This window comes from Pseudomonas simiae (assembly GCF_900111895.1).
Lineage (GTDB): Bacteria > Pseudomonadota > Gammaproteobacteria > Pseudomonadales > Pseudomonadaceae > Aquipseudomonas > Aquipseudomonas simiae.
Genome location: NZ_FOKB01000009.1, coordinates 73,272 through 89,560, shown reverse-complemented (window position 1 = coordinate 89,560; position 16,289 = coordinate 73,272). Strand labels below are relative to the sequence as shown.

14 protein-coding genes are annotated in these 16,289 nt (G+C 62.8%); 5 read left to right on the top strand and 9 right to left on the bottom strand.

From position 1 onward, the window contains the following. Positions 1-138: 138 nt before the first annotated feature. From BMZ57_RS23960 to BMZ57_RS23930, 7 genes are all read right to left on the bottom strand, one after another. On the bottom strand, positions 139-1,521 hold the full coding sequence (locus BMZ57_RS23960; RefSeq protein ID WP_021493221.1) for a PepSY-associated TM helix domain-containing protein: 1,383 nt from the start codon (positions 1,519-1,521) through the stop codon (positions 139-141). Positions 1,522-1,636: 115 nt separating this feature from the next. Further along, positions 1,637-3,706, bottom strand: a complete 2,070-nt coding sequence (locus BMZ57_RS23955; RefSeq protein WP_069672796.1) for a TonB-dependent copper receptor — start codon at positions 3,704-3,706, stop codon at positions 1,637-1,639. Positions 3,707-3,799: 93 nt separating this feature from the next. Beyond that, a complete protein-coding gene (locus tag BMZ57_RS23950; RefSeq protein ID WP_069672795.1) occupies positions 3,800-4,189 on the bottom strand; it encodes a DUF2946 domain-containing protein in 390 nt (129 codons plus the stop codon). An 11-nt stretch (positions 4,190-4,200) separates the two neighbouring features. Then, entirely contained in the window at positions 4,201-4,683 is a 483-nt protein-coding gene (locus BMZ57_RS23945; protein WP_010213513.1) for a copper chaperone PCu(A)C, read from the bottom strand. Positions 4,684-4,730: 47 nt separating this feature from the next. After that, positions 4,731-5,126 carry a DUF2946 domain-containing protein gene (locus BMZ57_RS23940; protein WP_010213512.1) on the bottom strand — a complete coding sequence of 132 codons (396 nt, stop codon included), beginning with the start codon at positions 5,124-5,126 and terminating at the stop codon, positions 4,731-4,733. Between the two features lie 262 nt (positions 5,127-5,388). Beyond that, positions 5,389-6,108, bottom strand: coding sequence for a cobalt-precorrin-6A reductase (locus tag BMZ57_RS23935; protein WP_021493218.1), 720 nt, complete (start codon positions 6,106-6,108; stop codon positions 5,389-5,391). After that, positions 6,105-7,310, bottom strand: a complete 1,206-nt coding sequence (locus BMZ57_RS23930) for a bifunctional cobalt-precorrin-7 (C(5))-methyltransferase/cobalt-precorrin-6B (C(15))-methyltransferase (RefSeq protein WP_021493217.1) — start codon at positions 7,308-7,310, stop codon at positions 6,105-6,107. The genes BMZ57_RS23935 and BMZ57_RS23930 overlap by 4 nt, the downstream gene beginning before the upstream one ends. Before the next feature lie 38 nt (positions 7,311-7,348). Here BMZ57_RS23930 and cobG point away from each other — a divergent pair, with 38 nt between their 5' ends. The 5 genes from cobG to BMZ57_RS23905 all read left to right on the top strand — a co-directional run bounded on the left by cobG (position 7,349) and on the right by BMZ57_RS23905 (position 12,698). Next, positions 7,349-8,695 (top strand): precorrin-3B synthase, encoded by a 1,347-nt coding sequence (gene cobG / locus BMZ57_RS23925; RefSeq protein ID WP_069672794.1) that lies wholly within the window; start codon positions 7,349-7,351, stop codon positions 8,693-8,695. Then, positions 8,688-9,314 carry a precorrin-8X methylmutase gene (locus BMZ57_RS23920; protein WP_042570885.1) on the top strand — a complete coding sequence of 209 codons (627 nt, stop codon included), beginning with the start codon at positions 8,688-8,690 and terminating at the stop codon, positions 9,312-9,314. The genes cobG and BMZ57_RS23920 overlap by 8 nt, the downstream gene beginning before the upstream one ends. Beyond that, the gene (locus BMZ57_RS23915) at positions 9,314-10,045 is read left to right on the top strand and encodes a precorrin-2 C(20)-methyltransferase (RefSeq protein WP_010213504.1); all 732 of its coding nucleotides are present in this window, start codon (positions 9,314-9,316) and stop codon (positions 10,043-10,045) included. The genes BMZ57_RS23920 and BMZ57_RS23915 overlap by 1 nt, the downstream gene beginning before the upstream one ends. Then, positions 10,045-11,682: a precorrin-3B C(17)-methyltransferase gene (cobJ, locus tag BMZ57_RS23910; protein WP_069672793.1), complete on the top strand. Its 1,638-nt coding sequence runs from the start codon at positions 10,045-10,047 to the stop codon at positions 11,680-11,682. Before BMZ57_RS23915 ends, cobJ begins: the two co-directional genes overlap by 1 nt. A 236-nt stretch (positions 11,683-11,918) precedes the next feature. Further along, entirely contained in the window at positions 11,919-12,698 is a 780-nt protein-coding gene (locus tag BMZ57_RS23905) for a hypothetical protein (protein WP_069672792.1), read from the top strand. Here BMZ57_RS23905 and BMZ57_RS23900 read toward each other — a convergent pair. Together BMZ57_RS23900 and BMZ57_RS23895 are read right to left on the bottom strand one after the other, a co-directional pair. After that, the gene (locus BMZ57_RS23900; protein WP_003217330.1) at positions 12,695-13,291 is read right to left on the bottom strand and encodes a MarC family protein; all 597 of its coding nucleotides are present in this window, start codon (positions 13,289-13,291) and stop codon (positions 12,695-12,697) included. The genes BMZ57_RS23905 and BMZ57_RS23900 overlap by 4 nt on opposite strands. A gap of 163 nt (positions 13,292-13,454) precedes the next feature. Next, positions 13,455-16,226, bottom strand: a complete 2,772-nt coding sequence (locus BMZ57_RS23895) for a hybrid sensor histidine kinase/response regulator (RefSeq protein ID WP_010213499.1) — start codon at positions 16,224-16,226, stop codon at positions 13,455-13,457. Between the last annotated feature and the right edge of the window lie 63 nt (positions 16,227-16,289).

Sequence of the window (16,289 nt, the reverse complement as noted above, 5' to 3'; positions counted from 1 at the left end):
CTTCTTGGGGAGGTGCTCGCCGCAGGGCGCGGCGAGCAACGATAACGCAGAAAGTGTTATAAGTTAACACTTATTCGCTGCGCGGAAAAAGTCCGCGCAAGGCTACAGAACGGCTCTGTGCCGGGCATCTCGCCTGTTTCATGCTGAACCTGAGGCGGATTCACGTTGCCCCAAAAGGCGAGATAGCACCAGGCGATCCAACGCCCACACAAGGATCAAAGAGGCGCCCACAAGAGGGAAAATGATCGCCAATGCGAGCATGATCGCCATCGCGGTTTTCCACTTTGGCAAGTCATGGCGCAGCGGCGGAACACCAAGTCCGCCTTGAGGCCGACGCTTCCACCAGATCACCACGCCGCTGACGGCGCTGAGCAGAATCATCAGGCAGATCAGCAGCACGATCAGTTGATTGACCCAGCCGAACATCTTGCCTTCATGCAGCATCACACCGGTCTCGGTGGCCCGTGCGACCGCGTTGTAGTGTTCCCAGCGCACATCGGCGAGCACCTTGCCGGTGTACTGGTCCACATGCAAGGTGGCGTCATTGCGCGGGTCGTTGGCGAACACCGCGACAGTGAACACGCCTTCAGCGGTGGTGGGGAAGGTGATGCTGTAGCCGGGCTCGACGTGGCGTGCGGTGGCCAGGTCGACCACTTGTTGCAGGCGCAGCGTGGGCGCAGCTGGAGCCGAGTGCATGGCGCCGTGGTTCATGTGTTCGGCATGGTCCCCGGACATCGGCATCGGCGTGTTTTCCATGGCCCAGGGCACGGTCTGCTGGCGGGCCGTATTGAGCACGCGTGCCTGCTGGTCGGACTGCGGCACGTTGTTCCACATCGCCGCCGGGAAGGTGTTCCACACATCAGCGTATTGCTTGCCCCAGAAGCCGGTCCAAGTCATGCCGCTGAGCAGCATCACCAGCAGCAGTGATGCTCCCCAGAAACCGGTGACCGCGTGCATATCGCGCCAGAACACCCGGCCGCGACTGTTGAAGCGCGGCCACAGCACCCCCGCCGAGGACTTGCCGCGCGGCCACCACAGGTACAGGCCCGACACCACCAGCATCACGCCCCAACCGGCGGCGAGTTCCACCAGGCGATCGCCGACGGTGCCGATCATCAACTCGCCATGCAGGGCGCGGGCGATGGCTTGCAGGTTGTATTTGGCGTCCTGCTCGCCGAGGACGTTGCCGCGATACGGGTCGACGAAGACGGTCACTTCGCGGCCTTGGTTGTGCATCACGAATTGCGCGCTGCTGGTGCTGTCGGCAGGCGGCAGGTATTTGCTGATCGCGGCCTTGGGATACGCGGCCTTGGCGCGCTGCAGTTGCTCGTCGGCGCTCAGGGCGTGCTCGGCGGTCTGGACCTTGAGCAGGTCGCCGTACATCAGCGGGTCCAACTGAGGTTTGAACAGGTAGATGATGCCGGTCAGGGCCAGCAGCACCATGAAGGGGGCGACGAAAAGGCCGGCGTAGAAGTGCCAGCGCCAGGCCAGGTTGTAGAAGGAAATCTTTTGAGGGGTCATCATTGGGCTCCGCAAGGCTTTGGTTTTTTTGTGTCTGGTAGGCCGCCATCGGGGGCAAGCCCCCTCCCACAGTTGGAATGCATTTCAAGTGTGGGGGGGCTTGCCCCCGATGTTTTTAGAAGGTCATATCGACCTTGGTCCAAAGGGTGCGCCCCGGCTCCTTGATGGCTTGCGGGTCACTGGCCGGGTAGCCGAACCCAGCGTTGCCGGCCAGGTTCAGGTGCTCGGCATAGGCCTTGCCGAACAGGTTGTCGACGCCGGTGCTGACCTTGAAGTGTTTATTGACGCGATACGCCGCATTCAGCGAGAACACACCAAAGCCGCTGCTTTTGTCGTAGTCCTTGCCGACCACGTTGCCCTTGTTCTGGTCGATGCGGTTTTGAGCGGCGACCACACGCCACAGCGCGCCGGCGCTCCAGTCATCCTCGCTGTAGGTGAGGCCCAGGCGAGCATCCAGCGGCGGCATTTGCGGCAGCGCTTTGCCGTCGCTGCTGTTCTTGCCCCAGGCGTAAGCGAGGGTGGCGTCGGCCTTCCAGTTCTGGGTCAGCTTGTACGCCGCGCCCAGTTCACCGCCCATGATGCGCGCGTCGACGTTGCGGGCCTGGGACGTGGTGCCCATCATCCCGGGCCTGTAGTCGAACAGGATGAAGTCCTGCACCCGGCCGATATAGCCCGAAGCCCAGGCTTCAAGATCGTCGGCTTTGTACTGCGCGCCGAAGTCGAGCTGGGTGGTTTTCTCCGGCTTCACGCCGTCGAAGGCATTCACCGAACCGGTCGCACCGGTGTTGGGCGAAAACAGCTCCCAGTAATCGGGGAAACGTTCTGAGTGGCCCAGCCCTGCGTAGAGGGTGGTGGGGCTGTCGGCCAGGTCGTGCTCATAGCGCACGAAGCCCGAGGGCAAGGTGTCGGCACGCGTGTCGTCGGCGGTTGGGTTGGGGCGCTTCATCATTCCGGAGCCGCTGGTTTGCCTGAAGTCCTTGGCCGACGCGCGGTCCAGCCGGGCGCCGCTGATCAGGCGGTCGCGGTCGGCGGCGTACCAGGTCAGTTCGCCAAACACGCCATAGTTGTGGAAGTTGGCGTCCTTGACCCGTGGCAGGTCCTTGTAGGTATCGATACCCATGCTGCTGCGCTGGCGGTGTTCGTTGGTCTGTGCATCCAGGCCGCTGATCAATTGCACGTCGGCCCAGCGCCAGGTTGCCTTGATCCGCGCGCCGAGGGTGCGGCGATCGACGTTGGACGCCATGGGCCCGGCCATCATGCCGGTGCCCGAGGGCGTGCGCAGGCTGTAGTTGTCCATCACGTGGTCGGCGTAGTTGTAGTAGACCTGGGCTTCAACCTTGTCCAGCACGTCGCCGATATTGGATTTTTCGAAACGCAGTCCCAGGCTTTCGCGCAGGAACTGTGAGCCATCCATGCCGCGCCCGGCGTAACGCGCTTCGCCATCGCCACGGCCGGCGGTGAGCTCCAGCAGGGTGTCGGCGTCGGGGGTGAAGCCGACGGCCACGTCGCCGTTCCATTTGTCGTAGCGCGAGGCGACTGTGTCGTTATTGCCGTCCTTGTAGTCGTCGGCGTGGGCTTGGTTGCCGATCACCCGCACGTAGCCCAGCGGACCACCGGCGGCAGCGTCGATGACTTTGTCGAAGCGCCCGTTGGAACCGGCCAGCACACTGGCGTTGAGGCGTGTGCCCAGCTCGCCGAACTGTTCTGGCTCGCGCTCGAACAGGATGGTGCCGGCTGACGCACCAGGGCCCCAGAGCACGGTCTGCGGGCCTTTGATCACGGTGAGCTTGTCGTAGGTTTCCGGTGAGATGTACGAGGTAGGCGCGTCCATGCGGCCGGGGCAGGCGCCGAGCATCATGCTGCCGTTGGTGAGGATATTCAGGCGCGAGCCAAACATGCCGCGCAGCACCGGGTCGCCATTGGTGCCGCCATTGCGCACCAGGGCGAAGCCGGGGATGGTCTTGAGGTAATCGCCGCCATCGCTGGCGGGTACCGGTTGGCGTGGGTCTTTCGGGTTGGTGATCACGGTCAGCGGTGAGCTGGGGGCGATCGCGGTGATCACGGTGGGCGTCAGCTCATGCTCGGTGTGTTCATCGGCCTGAACATGGGGGGCAAGCAGCGCGCCGCAAAAGGCAGCGAGCACAGGGGTATATCCCAAACGGGTGTCAGCAGAAAACCTGGACATGACAAATTCCATCAATCAATCGTAAACAACACGGCCAGCAGCCTGCGGCTGTCTGTCTAAAGTCGGCCGGGGTGAAGTAACGCTGTGAAGTGCTTACGAAGCGATGGGCGGCGCGCGACTGCGGGCGCCGGGGAAGATGCTCTGCCGGGCATGGCCCAGGCGCGTGTCGGGGGTGAGGGCGTTGGCGGGGGGCGGGCTGCTCAGGGTGAAGGTTGAAACGCCGCCGGGCAGGGCGGGGCAGCTGTAGAGCAGGTCGCAATAGCCGCACTTGGACCAGAGGGCGTGGTGTTCGTCAGGGGCCTTTTTGTGATGGGATTCGCCATGGTCCATCGGCATGTCCATCGACATACCTGCGTGATAATCCATCGGCATCGCTTGGGAAATCAGCGGACCGATAAAGATCATCAGCATGGCGAACAGGCTGATCCAACCGCCGCGTCTTACGCGCGCGCGTGGGGAGCACCTGGCGCGTGGGGCGCCCATCGACTGTCAGTCTACTGAGGGTGCTTGTGCCCGTGGCCGGCCATTGGCGGCACTTTCTGTACCGACACTTCCACCTCGACCTTGCCGGCTTTTTCGAAGGTCAGGGTCAGCGGGAATTGCTTGCCGTCGGCCAACAGGCTGCGGTCTTTGATGCCCAACAGCATCACGTGGTACGCCATCGGCGCGAAGGTCAGATCACCCTTGGCCGGCACGGCGACGCTCGGTACTTGCTGCATCTTCATCAGGTCGCCTTGCATGACGTGTTCATGCAACTCGGCCTTGTCCGCCACGGGCGTCTCTACGCTGAGCAGGCGGTCCGGGGTTTCGCTGCTGTTATGAATCACAAAATAAGCCGCGACAGTCGGCGCATTCGGCGGCAACTCCTGGGACCAGGGTTCGCTGACCATCAGGTCACCGGCCTTGTAGTCCTCGGCGTTGGCAGCACTGAACACCGGCAGCAGCAACGCCGCCAGAAGCAGGGAAGATTTGAGCATGGCAGTTCTCCAGAACGGTTCTAAAACGCAGTTCACTTGCGAAGACATCAGACCGTGGGAGAGGCGCGCGGGTTGAGGCTCGGCCATTGCTGGCGCGGAGTAGGGCTTTGCAGCTGGGCGGGCGGCAAGCGCTGTGAGGTATTGAATTGGGTGAGGTACAACTGTGGCACATGCCCCGGCAACGCCACCAACGGCGCAGCACCCGAACAACACCAGCAATGCTGCATGGTGGAATGATCGTCCTGTTGTGGCGCCGGAATCTCCAGCTTGCCCAGGGCAATGGTCTTCAGGCTCGCACCATTGGAGGAGCAGAAACCGCCCCATAACAATTGCTGCACCGGGTCCTGGGACTGTTGCATCGCACCGGCCATCGGCATGACAAAGGCGTTGAACAGCACTGCAAGGCAGGCGATCCAGGCAATTGCGAAGCGTTGACGGGCCATGGCGGACAATCCGTAGGGTTAAACGATCAGGGGGGTATTTAGCCTGATCGGTGGGGATAAGTAAAAAGGGTGGGTGTGGTTTGGTGTCGCAGTGCTGGGTTTGAGGATAGACGGGAACTGAGCGGTTGCAGATCTCAAATGGCAACGCAGCTCTAAATGTGGGAGCGGGCTTGCTCGCGAAGGCGAAAGACCCGCCAACTCATCCGGTGACTGACACTCCGCTTTCGCGAGCAAGCCCGCTCCCACATTGGAACGATGGAGCTTAAAGAGAGGTGATTGCCTGTTGCAGCGTCGTCAAGGTGGTGAACTCCCGATCTACCGGCGCCAACACTGGCCTCTTCAATACCAACACCGGCACGCCCCGCTCCCGTGCCACTTCCAGCTTCGGTTCGGTGGCTGTGCTGCCGCTGTTCTTGCTGATCAACACGTCGATCTGGCGTCGTTCAAACAACCCACGTTCGTCTTCGATCAGAAACGGGCCTCGCGCGCCAATCACTTCGCAACGCTCATTCCCCGGATACACATCCAGGGCGCGCAGTGTCCAGAACTGCTCCGGCGGAATTTCATCAAGGTGCTGCAACGGCTCACGGCCCAGCGTGAACAGCGGGCGCTTGAAAGGTTTGAGTGCTTCAATCAGCGAGGCCCAATCACTGACTTCTCGCCAATCGTCCCCCGCCTGTGGCTGCCAGGCCGGGCGTCGTAGCGCCCAGCAAGGCACCCCGCAAATCCTTGCCGCCTCGGCCGCGTTGCGGCTGATCTGCGCCGCATACGGATGGGTCGCGTCGAGAATCAGGCTGATCTGCTCATGTCGAGCAAACTGTGCTAATCCCTCGGCCCCGCCGTACCCACCGACCCGTACCTGGCACGCCAAGTCAGTCGGCACGCGCCCAACACCGGCCAAACTGTAGATATGTTCCGGGCCCAATGTACGGGCGATGGCCAGCGCTTCAGTCACGCCGCCCAGCAGCAGGATGCGTTTCATCGCGGCTTGACCACTTCCAGCAGTGTGATCGGCAATGCCTGGCGCCACGTGTCGAACGCTCCCAGCGGCTGGGCCTGGGCGACATGGATACGCGTGAGTTCTCCGCCATAGCGCGTACGCCAGTCCATCAAGGTCATTTCGCTTTGCAGCGTCACGGCGTTGGCGACCAACCGCCCGCCCGGCCGCAGATGGTGCCAGCAGGTGTCGAGCACGCCGTCACGGGTGACGCCGCCGCCGATGAAGATGGCGTCCGGGGCTTCCAGGCCGTCGAGCGCATCCGGCGCTTTGCCGCGAACCAGTTGCAGGCCCGGCACGCCAAGGGCGTCGCGGTTGTGTTCGATCAGGCCTTGGCGACCTTCATCCGCTTCAATCGCCACTGCCCGGCAGCTCGGGTGAGCCCGCATCCACTCGATACCGATGGAGCCGCTGCCTGCACCCACGTCCCACAGCAGTTCGCCGGGCATCGGCGCAAGACGGGCCAGGGTCAGGGCGCGCACATCGCGTTTGGTCAATTGGCCGTCATGTTTGAAAGCTGAATCTGGCAGGCCCGCCAGACGCGACAGACGGGGCGTATCGCCAGAGGCCACGCAGTCGATGGCGACCAGATTCAAATCGGCGACGCAAGCCGGACGCCAATCACTCGCCACGCCGTCGATGCGTCGCTCATCCGTGCCGCCCAGGTGCTCAAACACACTCAGCCGGCTCGGGCCGAAACCGGATTCAGCCAGCAAAGAAGCAATCAACGCCGGACTTCGGCCGTCATTACTCAACACCAAAAGCCGCACCCCACTGGCCAGATGCGCATTCAGCGCCGCCAGCGGCCGGGCCACCACGGATAACGTCACCACCTCCTGCAACGGCCAGCCCAGCCGCGCCGCCGCCAACGACACCGACGAAGGCGCCGGCAAGACCAGCAACTCTTCAGCCGCCACCTGCCGCGCCAGGCTCGCGCCCACGCCATAGAACATCGGATCACCACTGGCCAACACACACACCGACTCGCCACGCCGCGCCAGCACCGGTTCCAGGGAAAACGGGCTCGGCCACAACTCGCGCTCACCCCGAATACACACCGGCAGCAGGTCCAACTGGCGCTGGCCGCCTATAATCCGCGTGGCGCGCAACAGGGCATGCCGGGCATTCCTGCCCAGCCCCTTGAAGCCGTCTTCACCGATGCCTACAACCGTCAGCCAGGGCGACATAAATATTCCTTGAACGACATCCGACGGGCAGGCTTTTCATGCCGCCGGACAAAGCAGGCATAATACCGCGCCTTTACCCATCAACCGGTAGCCCCGTGAACCCAACGCCCGCTGTGAATACCTTGCGCCCCTCGGCTTGTCCGGGGTTGCTGCGTATTGTCCAGGCGCTGGACGGTGGCATTTGTCGGATCAAATTGGCCGGTGGTTCGATCAGCGCCGCCCAAGCCTGCGCAGTGGCGGACGCCGCCCAGACGTATGCGGGCGGGGTGATCGAGGCGACTAACCGCGCCAATTTGCAGATTCGCGGGATCGGCGCCGAAGAGGGCGCGTTGATTGCCATGCTGTTGGCTGCCGATCTGGGCCCCAACAACGCTGCCGGCGACGACGTGCGCAACCTGATGCTCAGCCCCAGCGCCGGTATCGACCCGCAAATGCTGTTCGACACCCGGCCGTTGGCGGAGCAGATCCTCGCCACCCTGCAGAATCACCCGCGTTTCCATGAACTGTCGGCCAAGTTCGCGGTGCAGCTGGACGGGGGCGAGGCGCTGGCAATGCTCGAACATCACCATGACCTGTGGCTGTCGGCGTTCGTGCGCAAGGGCGAAACACTCCTCGCGTTTGGCCTGGCCGGGTGTCCGGGTCTGGATGCACCGCTGGCCGCCGTGCCATTGGACCAGGGGCATGCATTGGTGGTGGCTGTGCTGGAAGGGTTTTTGGACATCGCCACCCCTGAACAGACCCGCATGCGCCACCTGCCTGTGGATAACGTGTTGAGTCGTCTAAAACTGCCGCTGCTGCCGGCGGATGGCTTCAAACGCCCGCCCAGCGGCGCTTTGTTGCACCTCGGCAGTTATCCACAAGCACAAAAGAATCAGTTCTACGTCGCCGCCATTGCACCCTTGGGTCGCCTCGATGCGACGATGCTCAAGGGCGCCGCACAACTGGCCAGCGAATACGGCGACGGCACCTTGCGTTTTACCCCCTGGCAGGGCGTGCTGTTGCCCAGCGTTGAAAAACCTCACGCCGTCACCGAACGCCTGGCGCAATTGGGCTTCCTCTGCTCAATCGACCAGCCCCTGGCGCGCATGACCGCCTGCACCGGTTCCAGCGGCTGCGGCAAAGCCCTGGCCGACACCAAGGCCGACGCGGTGCAACTCGCCGCTTTGGACACCGGTCACGACGTGCACCTGTCCGGCTGCCCGCGCTCCTGCGCCGCCGCGCACACGGCGCCGGTCACCTTGCTGGCCGTGAGCCCCGGCCACTACGACCTCTACTTTCGCGAGGCAGCCCAGCCCGGTTTCGGCAGGCTGCACGCGCGCAACCTTTCTATTGAAGCGACGGGCGCCCTGCTGCGCGCTCGCCCACGGAGCAACACCGATGATTGATTACATCCGCGACGGTCAGGAGATCTATCGCAACTCCTTCGCCATCATTCGCGCGGAAGCCAAGTTGGACCGTATCCCGGCTGATTTGGAAAAACTCGCGGTGCGGGTGATTCACGCCTGCGGCATGGTCGACGCGATCGACGGCCTGCAGTTCTCCGAAGGGGCGGGCAAGGCTGGGCGCGATGCGCTGGCCGCAGGTGCGCCGATCCTGTGCGATGCGCGGATGGTCTCCGAAGGTGTGACCCGCGCACGCCTGCCAGCCAACAACGAAGTGATCTGCACCCTGCGCGATGACAGCGTACCGGCGCTGGCGCGTGAGCTGGGCAACACCCGGTCCGCTGCCGCCCTTGAGCTGTGGCGCCCGTACTTGGAAGGCAGTGTGGTGGTGATCGGCAACGCTCCGACGGCCTTGTTCTATCTGCTGGAAATGCTTGACGCCGGCGCACCGAAACCGGCGTTGATCCTCGGTTTCCCGGTTGGTTTTGTCGGCGCCGCCGAATCCAAGGCGATGCTGGCCGCCGACAGTCGCGGTGTACCGTTCGTGATCATGCAGGGCCGTCTGGGCGGTAGCGCCATGGCCGCCGCTGCGGTGAATGCGCTGGCCACGGAGGTCGAATAATGCAGGCACGTGGACGTTTGATCGGCCTGGGCGTAGGCCCCGGTGACCCGGAACTGATCACCCTCAAGGCCCTGCGCCTGTTGCGCGAGTCGCCAGTGGTGGCGTACTTCGTGGCCAAGGGCAAGAAGGGCAACGCCTTCGGCATCATCGAAGACCATCTGGTGCCGCAACAGACCTTGATGCCGCTGGTGTACCCGGTGACCACCGAAGTGTTGCCGGCGCCAATGTCCTACGAGCAGGTGATCAGCGATTTCTACGACGCCGCCAGCGTGGATGTCGCCGCACATTTGGACGCCGGTCGTGATGTGGCGGTGATCTGCGAAGGCGACCCGTTCTTCTACGGGTCCTACATGTACCTGCACGACCGCCTCGCCGAGCGCTATGAAGCCCACGTGATTCCGGGCGTTTGTTCGATGCTCGGCGGCGCCTCGGTGCTGGGCGCCCCGCTGGTCTATCGCAATCAGAGCCTTTCGGTACTCTCGGGCGTGTTGCCCCATGACGACCTCAAGCGCCGCCTTGCGGATGCCGACGCGGCAGTGATCATGAAGCTGGGCCGCAACTTCCCGAAAGTGCGCCAGGTGCTGGAAGAACTCGGCCTGGCCGAGCGAGCGCTGTATGTCGAACGCGCCACCATGGCGAATCAAAAGATCGTGCCGCTGGATCAGGTGGATCCAGCGTCGTCCCCGTACTTCTCGCTGATCATCGTGCCCGGTGAACGGTGGCAAGGTTGATGAGCCCGGCGATTGTTATTTTGGGTCAGGGCAGCCTGGCCATGGCACGCAAGATCCAATGTGTGTACCCCGACGCGACGGTCCACGGCCTGGCCGGACGGGTCGACGGGGCGGACCAGGTCTACGGTGAATTCGGCGCGACCCTGCGTCAGTTGTATCAGCAAGGCACACCGCTGATCGCGCTGTGCGCCGCGGGTATCGTTATTCGTACCTTGGCGCCGCTGCTGCTGGAAAAAGGCGAAGAGCCCGCCGTGCTGGCCGTCGCCGAAGACGGTAGCGCCGTGGTGCCGTTGCTTGGCGGCCTTGGCGGTGTGAACGTGATGGCTCGCGAAATCGCCGCTGCGTTGAACGTGGCTGCTGCGATCACCACCAGTGGCGAGCTGCGCTTCGGCACCTGCCTGCTCAAGCCGCCTGCGGGTTATGAGCTGGCCGATCTGGAACTGGGCAAGCGTTTCGTCTCTGACTTGCTGGCCGGCGAAAGCGTACGCATCGAAGGCGCTGCGCCGTGGCTGGACCAGGCCAATCTGCCCCAGGATCAACAGGCACGCCTGGCGATTCATGTGGGCAGTGCCGAGCGCACGCCTACCGCCCATGAATTGTTGATCTACCCGAAGAACGTCAGCGTGAGCTGCAAGCCAGGCGCGCAACTGGCTGAACGGGTGCGCGCGGCGTTGCATGAGGCGGGCATCGCTCTGCAATCCCTCGCGTGCCTGCTGGCCAGTGATACGCAGATGGCCGAAGCCACATTGCATGAAGCAGCGTTGGAATTGGGTGTACCGCTGCGTTTTGCCAGCGTGGCCCAGGACGCGGATATCGTCATCAATGTTGCCGAACTCCCCCTGGACCTGTCGCAAGTCGGTCGCGTGCGTGGCCGCCTTGCCGTGATCGGCCTGGGACCTGGCGCTGCCGAGTTGATGGTGCCTGCGGTAAAAACCGAACTGGCGCGCTGCACCGATGTGCTCGGCTACGAAACCTACGTGCGCATGGCCGGCCCGTTCCGAGACGACCAGGTGCAGCATTGCACCGATAACCGCGAAGAAATGCAGCGTGCCCGCCATGCCTTCGAGCTGGCGGCCCAAGGTCGCTCGGTCGTCGTAGTGTCGTCCGGCGACCCGGGCGTGTTCGCCATGGCCGCTGCCGTGATCGAAGCCCTGCACGAATCCAGCGACCCGACCTGGCATCAGGTCGACCTGCAAATCCTTCCAGGGGTCTCAGCGTCGCTCGCCACCGCCGCTCAGGCCGGTGCACCGTTGGGCCATGACTTTTGCGTGATGTCGCTGTCGGACAACCTCAAGCCTTGGTCGATCATTGAAAAACGCCTGGACCTTGCCTCCCAGGCCGACCTGGCGCTGGCGTTCTACAACCCGATCTCGCGCTCGCGGCCGTGGCAGCTGGGGCGTGCCCTGGAAATCGTCGCGCGGCATCGCACGCCTGAAACGCCGGTGGTGCTGGGCCGTGATATCGGTCGGCCGGGTCAGACGCTGCGTGTCACCACGCTGGGGCAATTGACGCCGGATCAGGTGGACATGCGCACCATGGTGCTGATCGGCTCGTCCACCACCGTCACCTTCCCGCGTGCCGGTGGCGGTGAGTGGGTGTACACGCCGCGCTGGTACGGCGAGAAACCGGCCTCCTGAAAACCGCCCCTCAGGTGCCTGAAAGCTCCGAATGACCCAGGGATTTTCCTGGCGTTGTCCGGGGCTTTTTCTTCTTTCTACGGCGAAATCCGGAAGCCCGCCAGGCGCGCCGCGTTATTGCTGGGCTGTACGGTTTGATGCGCTGCGCCAAGGAATGTTTGTCGTCTGGAAAACGCTTCAGTCAGTGAACTAGGGTGGACATAAGCCCCGAGTCGGGGTGCTTGTGGAGAACTAAAATGGAGCGACATCACAGAAGGATCAGCAGTACAAAAAGGCGCAAGTTGATTGCCGCCTACACACTACCGGGAGCGTCAGGCAAGCGCGCGGCCTTGCCGCTGGACATCGAGGACGACTTCAACGCCGCGGTGGTCAACAACAGCGTCATCTCGTTTGCCGAAGGCTTGTCCGGTTTAAATCGAGAATACGTGCGTAAGAGCTATTTGCTGGCCAGCAGCTATGTCAGCGATGTGTTGAAAGTCCCACGCGGCACCGAACGTTGGTACGACGAATTCATCAGGGTGATGGTCAGCCTGGGGTGGTTGCCGGTGCGCAGCCGCTTCGAACGGATTTCACGTTCCGGCAAGGGCCTGACCGTGCAATCGGCGGCGCTGAATATCATCGCGGCCCTGCTGGCGTCGACATCGTTGTCTGCGCACTTGCTCAGCGTATTGCCGAAACTGGCGGCCGATGCAGTGGAGGCGTTGAAGCAGACACCTGGGACTTTCGAGCTGTTCAAACGCAACAGTGCCGTACACCAGGGCGGCGACTTCGGCCTGGCGTCCTGTGCGCAAACAGAGGGGGAACTGATGATGGTGCTGGTGACCTACAGCACCCAGGGAGTGAGCAAGCAGGTAGGGTTGCCATTTCTGGAATGGGACAGTTCCTCATTCGAGGCCTTCAGCGGGCAGACGTGCCTGGTGCTGAACACCTCGGTAGTCAACGAAAAGACGATCCAACTGATGCGCGAGAGTGCGGGTGACAAGGTGCAATTGGCGATCGCCAAGTACCGGATTTAAGGCACCAGGTAACCGCGCACACCGGTGAAGATGATTTGCGCGGCCAGGGCACACACGAACAACCCCATCAACCGACTGACAATCTGCAAGCCCTGGTCGCCCAAGATGCGTTCGATCCGGTTGGACAGGTACAGCACCACGCCCACCGTGAGGCTGGCCAGTGCGATGCTGAGGATGGCGGTGATTTTGTCATCCCAATGCGGCTGGCTCACGCCCATCACCAGCAACGCACCGATGGTGCCGGGGCCGACGGTGAGGGGAATGGTCAGCGGTACGATGGTCACGTCCTGCTGTACGTTGTCGGTCTGCACTGCGGACTTGCCCTGGGCCATGCCCAAGGCGGAAATGAACAGCACACTGCCGGCACCGATGCGGAACGCGTCGACGGTGATGCCGAACACGCTGAAAATGACGCGGCCGAACAGGTAGAGCAACACGCTCGATACCAGGGTTGCCAACGCCACCTTCCACGCCAGGCGCCGCCGCTCTTTGCTGGAGTAGCCACGGGTGAGGCTGATAAAGCAGGACAGCACGAAGAACGGGCTGTAGAGCACCAGCATTTTCAGGTAGACGCTGAATAACACGTGGAGCATGGGGGCGGCTCGCGGCGGAGGAAGTGTTGAGAGTCTATCAGGCGGCAGAGACCAAATGTGGGAGTGGGCTTGCTCGCGAATGCGATGGATCAGTTAAGGATGCATTGACTGACACACCGTATTCGCGAGCAAGCCCGCTCCCACATGGGGTCTGCATTACACGTCAGGAGGGGGCGTGCTCTGGTCGCTGTTGCCGCTGCGCCACCCAGAACTCCACCAGCTCACGCAACTGTGACAACTCAACGGGCTTGGCCATGTGCCCGTCCATCCCGGCCTGGCGTGCGCGCTCCTTGTGCTCGGACAGAATGTGCGCCGTCAGCGCCACCACCGGCGTACGAACGCGCTGGTGGCTGACTTCCCACGCGCGCAATTGCTGGGTGGCCGAGAAACCATCGAGGATCGGCATTTCGCAATCCATCAACACCAGGTCATAGCGCTGGGCCTTCATCGCCTCCAGGGCTTCTTCACCATTGCTGGCGGTGTCCGGGTTGAGGTTGAGCTTGCCGAGCATGCCACGGATCACCTTGGTGGAGATGCTGTTGTCTTCTGCCACCAGGATGCGGAAATCCGTTGGCACGGTGATCGCCGCCGGCGTGTTGAGGACGGGGCGTGGTGGGACGTTACCCTTGCTGCGCTGGGTCAGTTCGTCGGCCAGGGTGGTCTTGAGCGTATAGCCGGCCACGGGCTTGGCGAGGATGCGCTTGATCCCGCAATTGCGCGCGATGATCTTGCTCGGCGCATTACTGATGCCGGTGAGCATGATCAGCAGGATGTCGTGGTTCAGGCTTGGGTCTTCCTTGATTTTCGCCGCCAGTTGCATGCCGGTCATGCCGGGCATGTTCTGGTCCAGCAGCACCACGTCGAAGTAATCGCGCAGGTGCGCCTTGGTGCGCAGCAACGCCAGGGCTTCCTTGCCCGAAGGCACGGCGCTGACGTTGAGGCCCCAGGCCGAGCATTGCTGCACCAATACTTTGCGACAGGTGTCGTTGTCGTCCACCACCAGCACCCGTGCGCCCTTGAGTGGGCCGTCGAGGTCGGAGGTGGGGTGTTCCAGGCGTTCCGGGTCCAGCGGCAAGGTCAGCCACAAGGTGCTGCCCTGGTGGCTGCCGCTCTTGATGCCGAATTCGCCGTTCATCAATAGGATCAATTGGCGGGCGATGACCAGGCCCAGGTGGCCGTTCAGTCGGGTGGCGGAGAAGAAGTTCTTGCTGTGCAGTTCGCTGTGCAGCAGAGCGTCACGCTCGGCGGCTTCCATCGGCAAACCGCTGTCCTGCACGGCGATGCGCAGGCGCGGCTTGGTGCTGCGGTCGTCCAGCGCGACGACGATCAGCACTTCACCTTCGTCGGTCTTTTGCAGGGCGTTTTCCAGCAGGCTCAACATGGCCTGGCGCAGGCGCGTCGGGTCGCCACTGATCACGCGAGGCACCTGGGGCTGGATAAAACTGATCAGCTCGACGTTCTGTTGTTCAGCCTTGGCGCGGAAGATACTCAGGCAGTCTTCGATCAGTGCATTGAGGTCGAACTGCACGTCATCCAATTCGATCTGGCCGGATTCCAGCTTGGAGATATCGAGGATTTCGTTGATCAGCGTGAGCAGTTCATTGCCGGCGCTGTGGATGGTCTGCACGTAGTCACGCTGTTTCACCGAGAGGGGCGTGCCCAGCAGCAGCTCGGTCATACCCAGCACGCCGTTCATGGGGGTGCGGATTTCGTGGCTGATCTTGGCCAGGAACTCGGCCTTGGCGGCAATCTCGGCATTGCTTGCCGCCAGGTCGCGGCTGAGGCTGAAGCGCGCTTCGACAATTGCGCGCTGGCGTTCGCCCAGCGCCAGGCTCATCAACAGACCACTGAGGCAGATAAACGCCAGCAGCGTGACGATCAGGCCCTGGGGCGAGACCATCGTCAGGCCCAGCAGCGCCGGCAGGATGATCAACGTACCGATGTTGAACACCACCATCGCCGCCACGAACAGGCGCGCCGGACGGTAGCCTTTCTGCCAGTGATAAGCCGAGACGAACAGCATGCTCAAGCCGGCCAGAGCCACCAGGGCATAGGTGATGATGTTCAGCGGCAGGGTGTTGACGAACAACAGCAGCAGGCCGCACAGCACGATGAACAGGATATCCGCCATCAACAGCTTGTTCAGCGGATGTGGGCCCAAAGGCATGAAGAACCGATAGGCAAACATCAATCCGCACGGCGCCGTCAGCAGCAGCGCCAGGTAGGCGCCCGGCGTCTGGATCGCGTGCCAGTTCGGCAGCCACGGGCCGATCAGGTTCAGCAGCAGCGCGAGGCTGAGCATCAGCAGGATTTCGCAGGCGGCCAACCACAGGCTGCTGCGCGAGCGGTGGTAGGCGAAACGGGTGAGGTTGTGCAGGATCAGCATCAGCAGACAGCCGAACAGCAGGCCGTAGATCAGCGTCTGGGTCTGGTCGGCGGCGGCGAGCACGGCCGGTTCCAGGGTGATATAGGGGCGCAGTTCGTGTTCCGAGACCAGGCGCAGGTAGACCTCTAAAGGCTTCTGGCTCTGGGGCATGGGCAGCATGAAGTCGCTGCTGGGCAACGGACGCTCGGCCTGGGGCTGACGTGTGCCGGTGCTCTGTTGTTCCACCAGGGTGTCGCCGTCCAGTACATAGAGGCTCAGGTGGGACAGGTCCGGGGCAAAGACCCGCAGCACTTGTTCGTGCTTGCCGGGTTGCAGTTTGAAACGCACCCACAACGCACCGTCCGGTTCCGCGGCGGTAATGCGGTCCAGTTCGGTGGGGCTGAATTGATTGGTGTAGCGCGAGGAACGGATGTCGCTCAGTTGCAGGTCGGCCTGTTCGTCAAGCAATACTGCCCAGCCACTGCCTTGCGCGGCGGCCTGGGCCGGGAACAAGCAGAGCAGTGTCAGCAGGCTGACAGTGAAACCTATGGCGATCCTGAGCCAGCGCACGGCGAAATCCCTTCGTAGGTTGATGCACAGTTAACTATGCGCGGGTAGACCTGCATACGGCAA

Bases quoted from the DNA above. Each gene is read 5' to 3' on its own strand.
- BMZ57_RS23945 (WP_010213513.1), bottom strand. From the start codon at position 4,683: ATGCTCAAATCTTCCCTGCTTCTGGCGGCGTTGCTGCTGCCGGTGTTC.
- BMZ57_RS23950 (WP_069672795.1), bottom strand. From the start codon at position 4,189: ATGGGCGCCCCACGCGCCAGGTGCTCCCCACGCGCGCGCGTAAGACGC.
- BMZ57_RS23920 (WP_042570885.1), top strand. From the start codon at position 8,688: ATGATTGATTACATCCGCGACGGTCAGGAGATCTATCGCAACTCCTTC.
- BMZ57_RS23955 (WP_069672796.1), bottom strand. From the start codon at position 3,706: ATGTCCAGGTTTTCTGCTGACACCCGTTTGGGATATACCCCTGTGCTC.
- BMZ57_RS23905 (WP_069672792.1), top strand. From the start codon at position 11,919: ATGGAGCGACATCACAGAAGGATCAGCAGTACAAAAAGGCGCAAGTTG.
- BMZ57_RS23930 (WP_021493217.1), bottom strand. From the start codon at position 7,310: ATGTCGCCCTGGCTGACGGTTGTAGGCATCGGTGAAGACGGCTTCAAG.
- BMZ57_RS23915 (WP_010213504.1), top strand. From the start codon at position 9,314: ATGCAGGCACGTGGACGTTTGATCGGCCTGGGCGTAGGCCCCGGTGAC.
- BMZ57_RS23935 (WP_021493218.1), bottom strand. From the start codon at position 6,108: ATGAAACGCATCCTGCTGCTGGGCGGCGTGACTGAAGCGCTGGCCATC.
- cobJ (WP_069672793.1), top strand. From the start codon at position 10,045: ATGAGCCCGGCGATTGTTATTTTGGGTCAGGGCAGCCTGGCCATGGCA.
- cobG (WP_069672794.1), top strand. From the start codon at position 7,349: ATGCCGCCGGACAAAGCAGGCATAATACCGCGCCTTTACCCATCAACC.
- BMZ57_RS23900 (WP_003217330.1), bottom strand. From the start codon at position 13,291: ATGCTCCACGTGTTATTCAGCGTCTACCTGAAAATGCTGGTGCTCTAC.
- BMZ57_RS23940 (WP_010213512.1), bottom strand. From the start codon at position 5,126: ATGGCCCGTCAACGCTTCGCAATTGCCTGGATCGCCTGCCTTGCAGTG.
- BMZ57_RS23960 (WP_021493221.1), bottom strand. From the start codon at position 1,521: ATGACCCCTCAAAAGATTTCCTTCTACAACCTGGCCTGGCGCTGGCAC.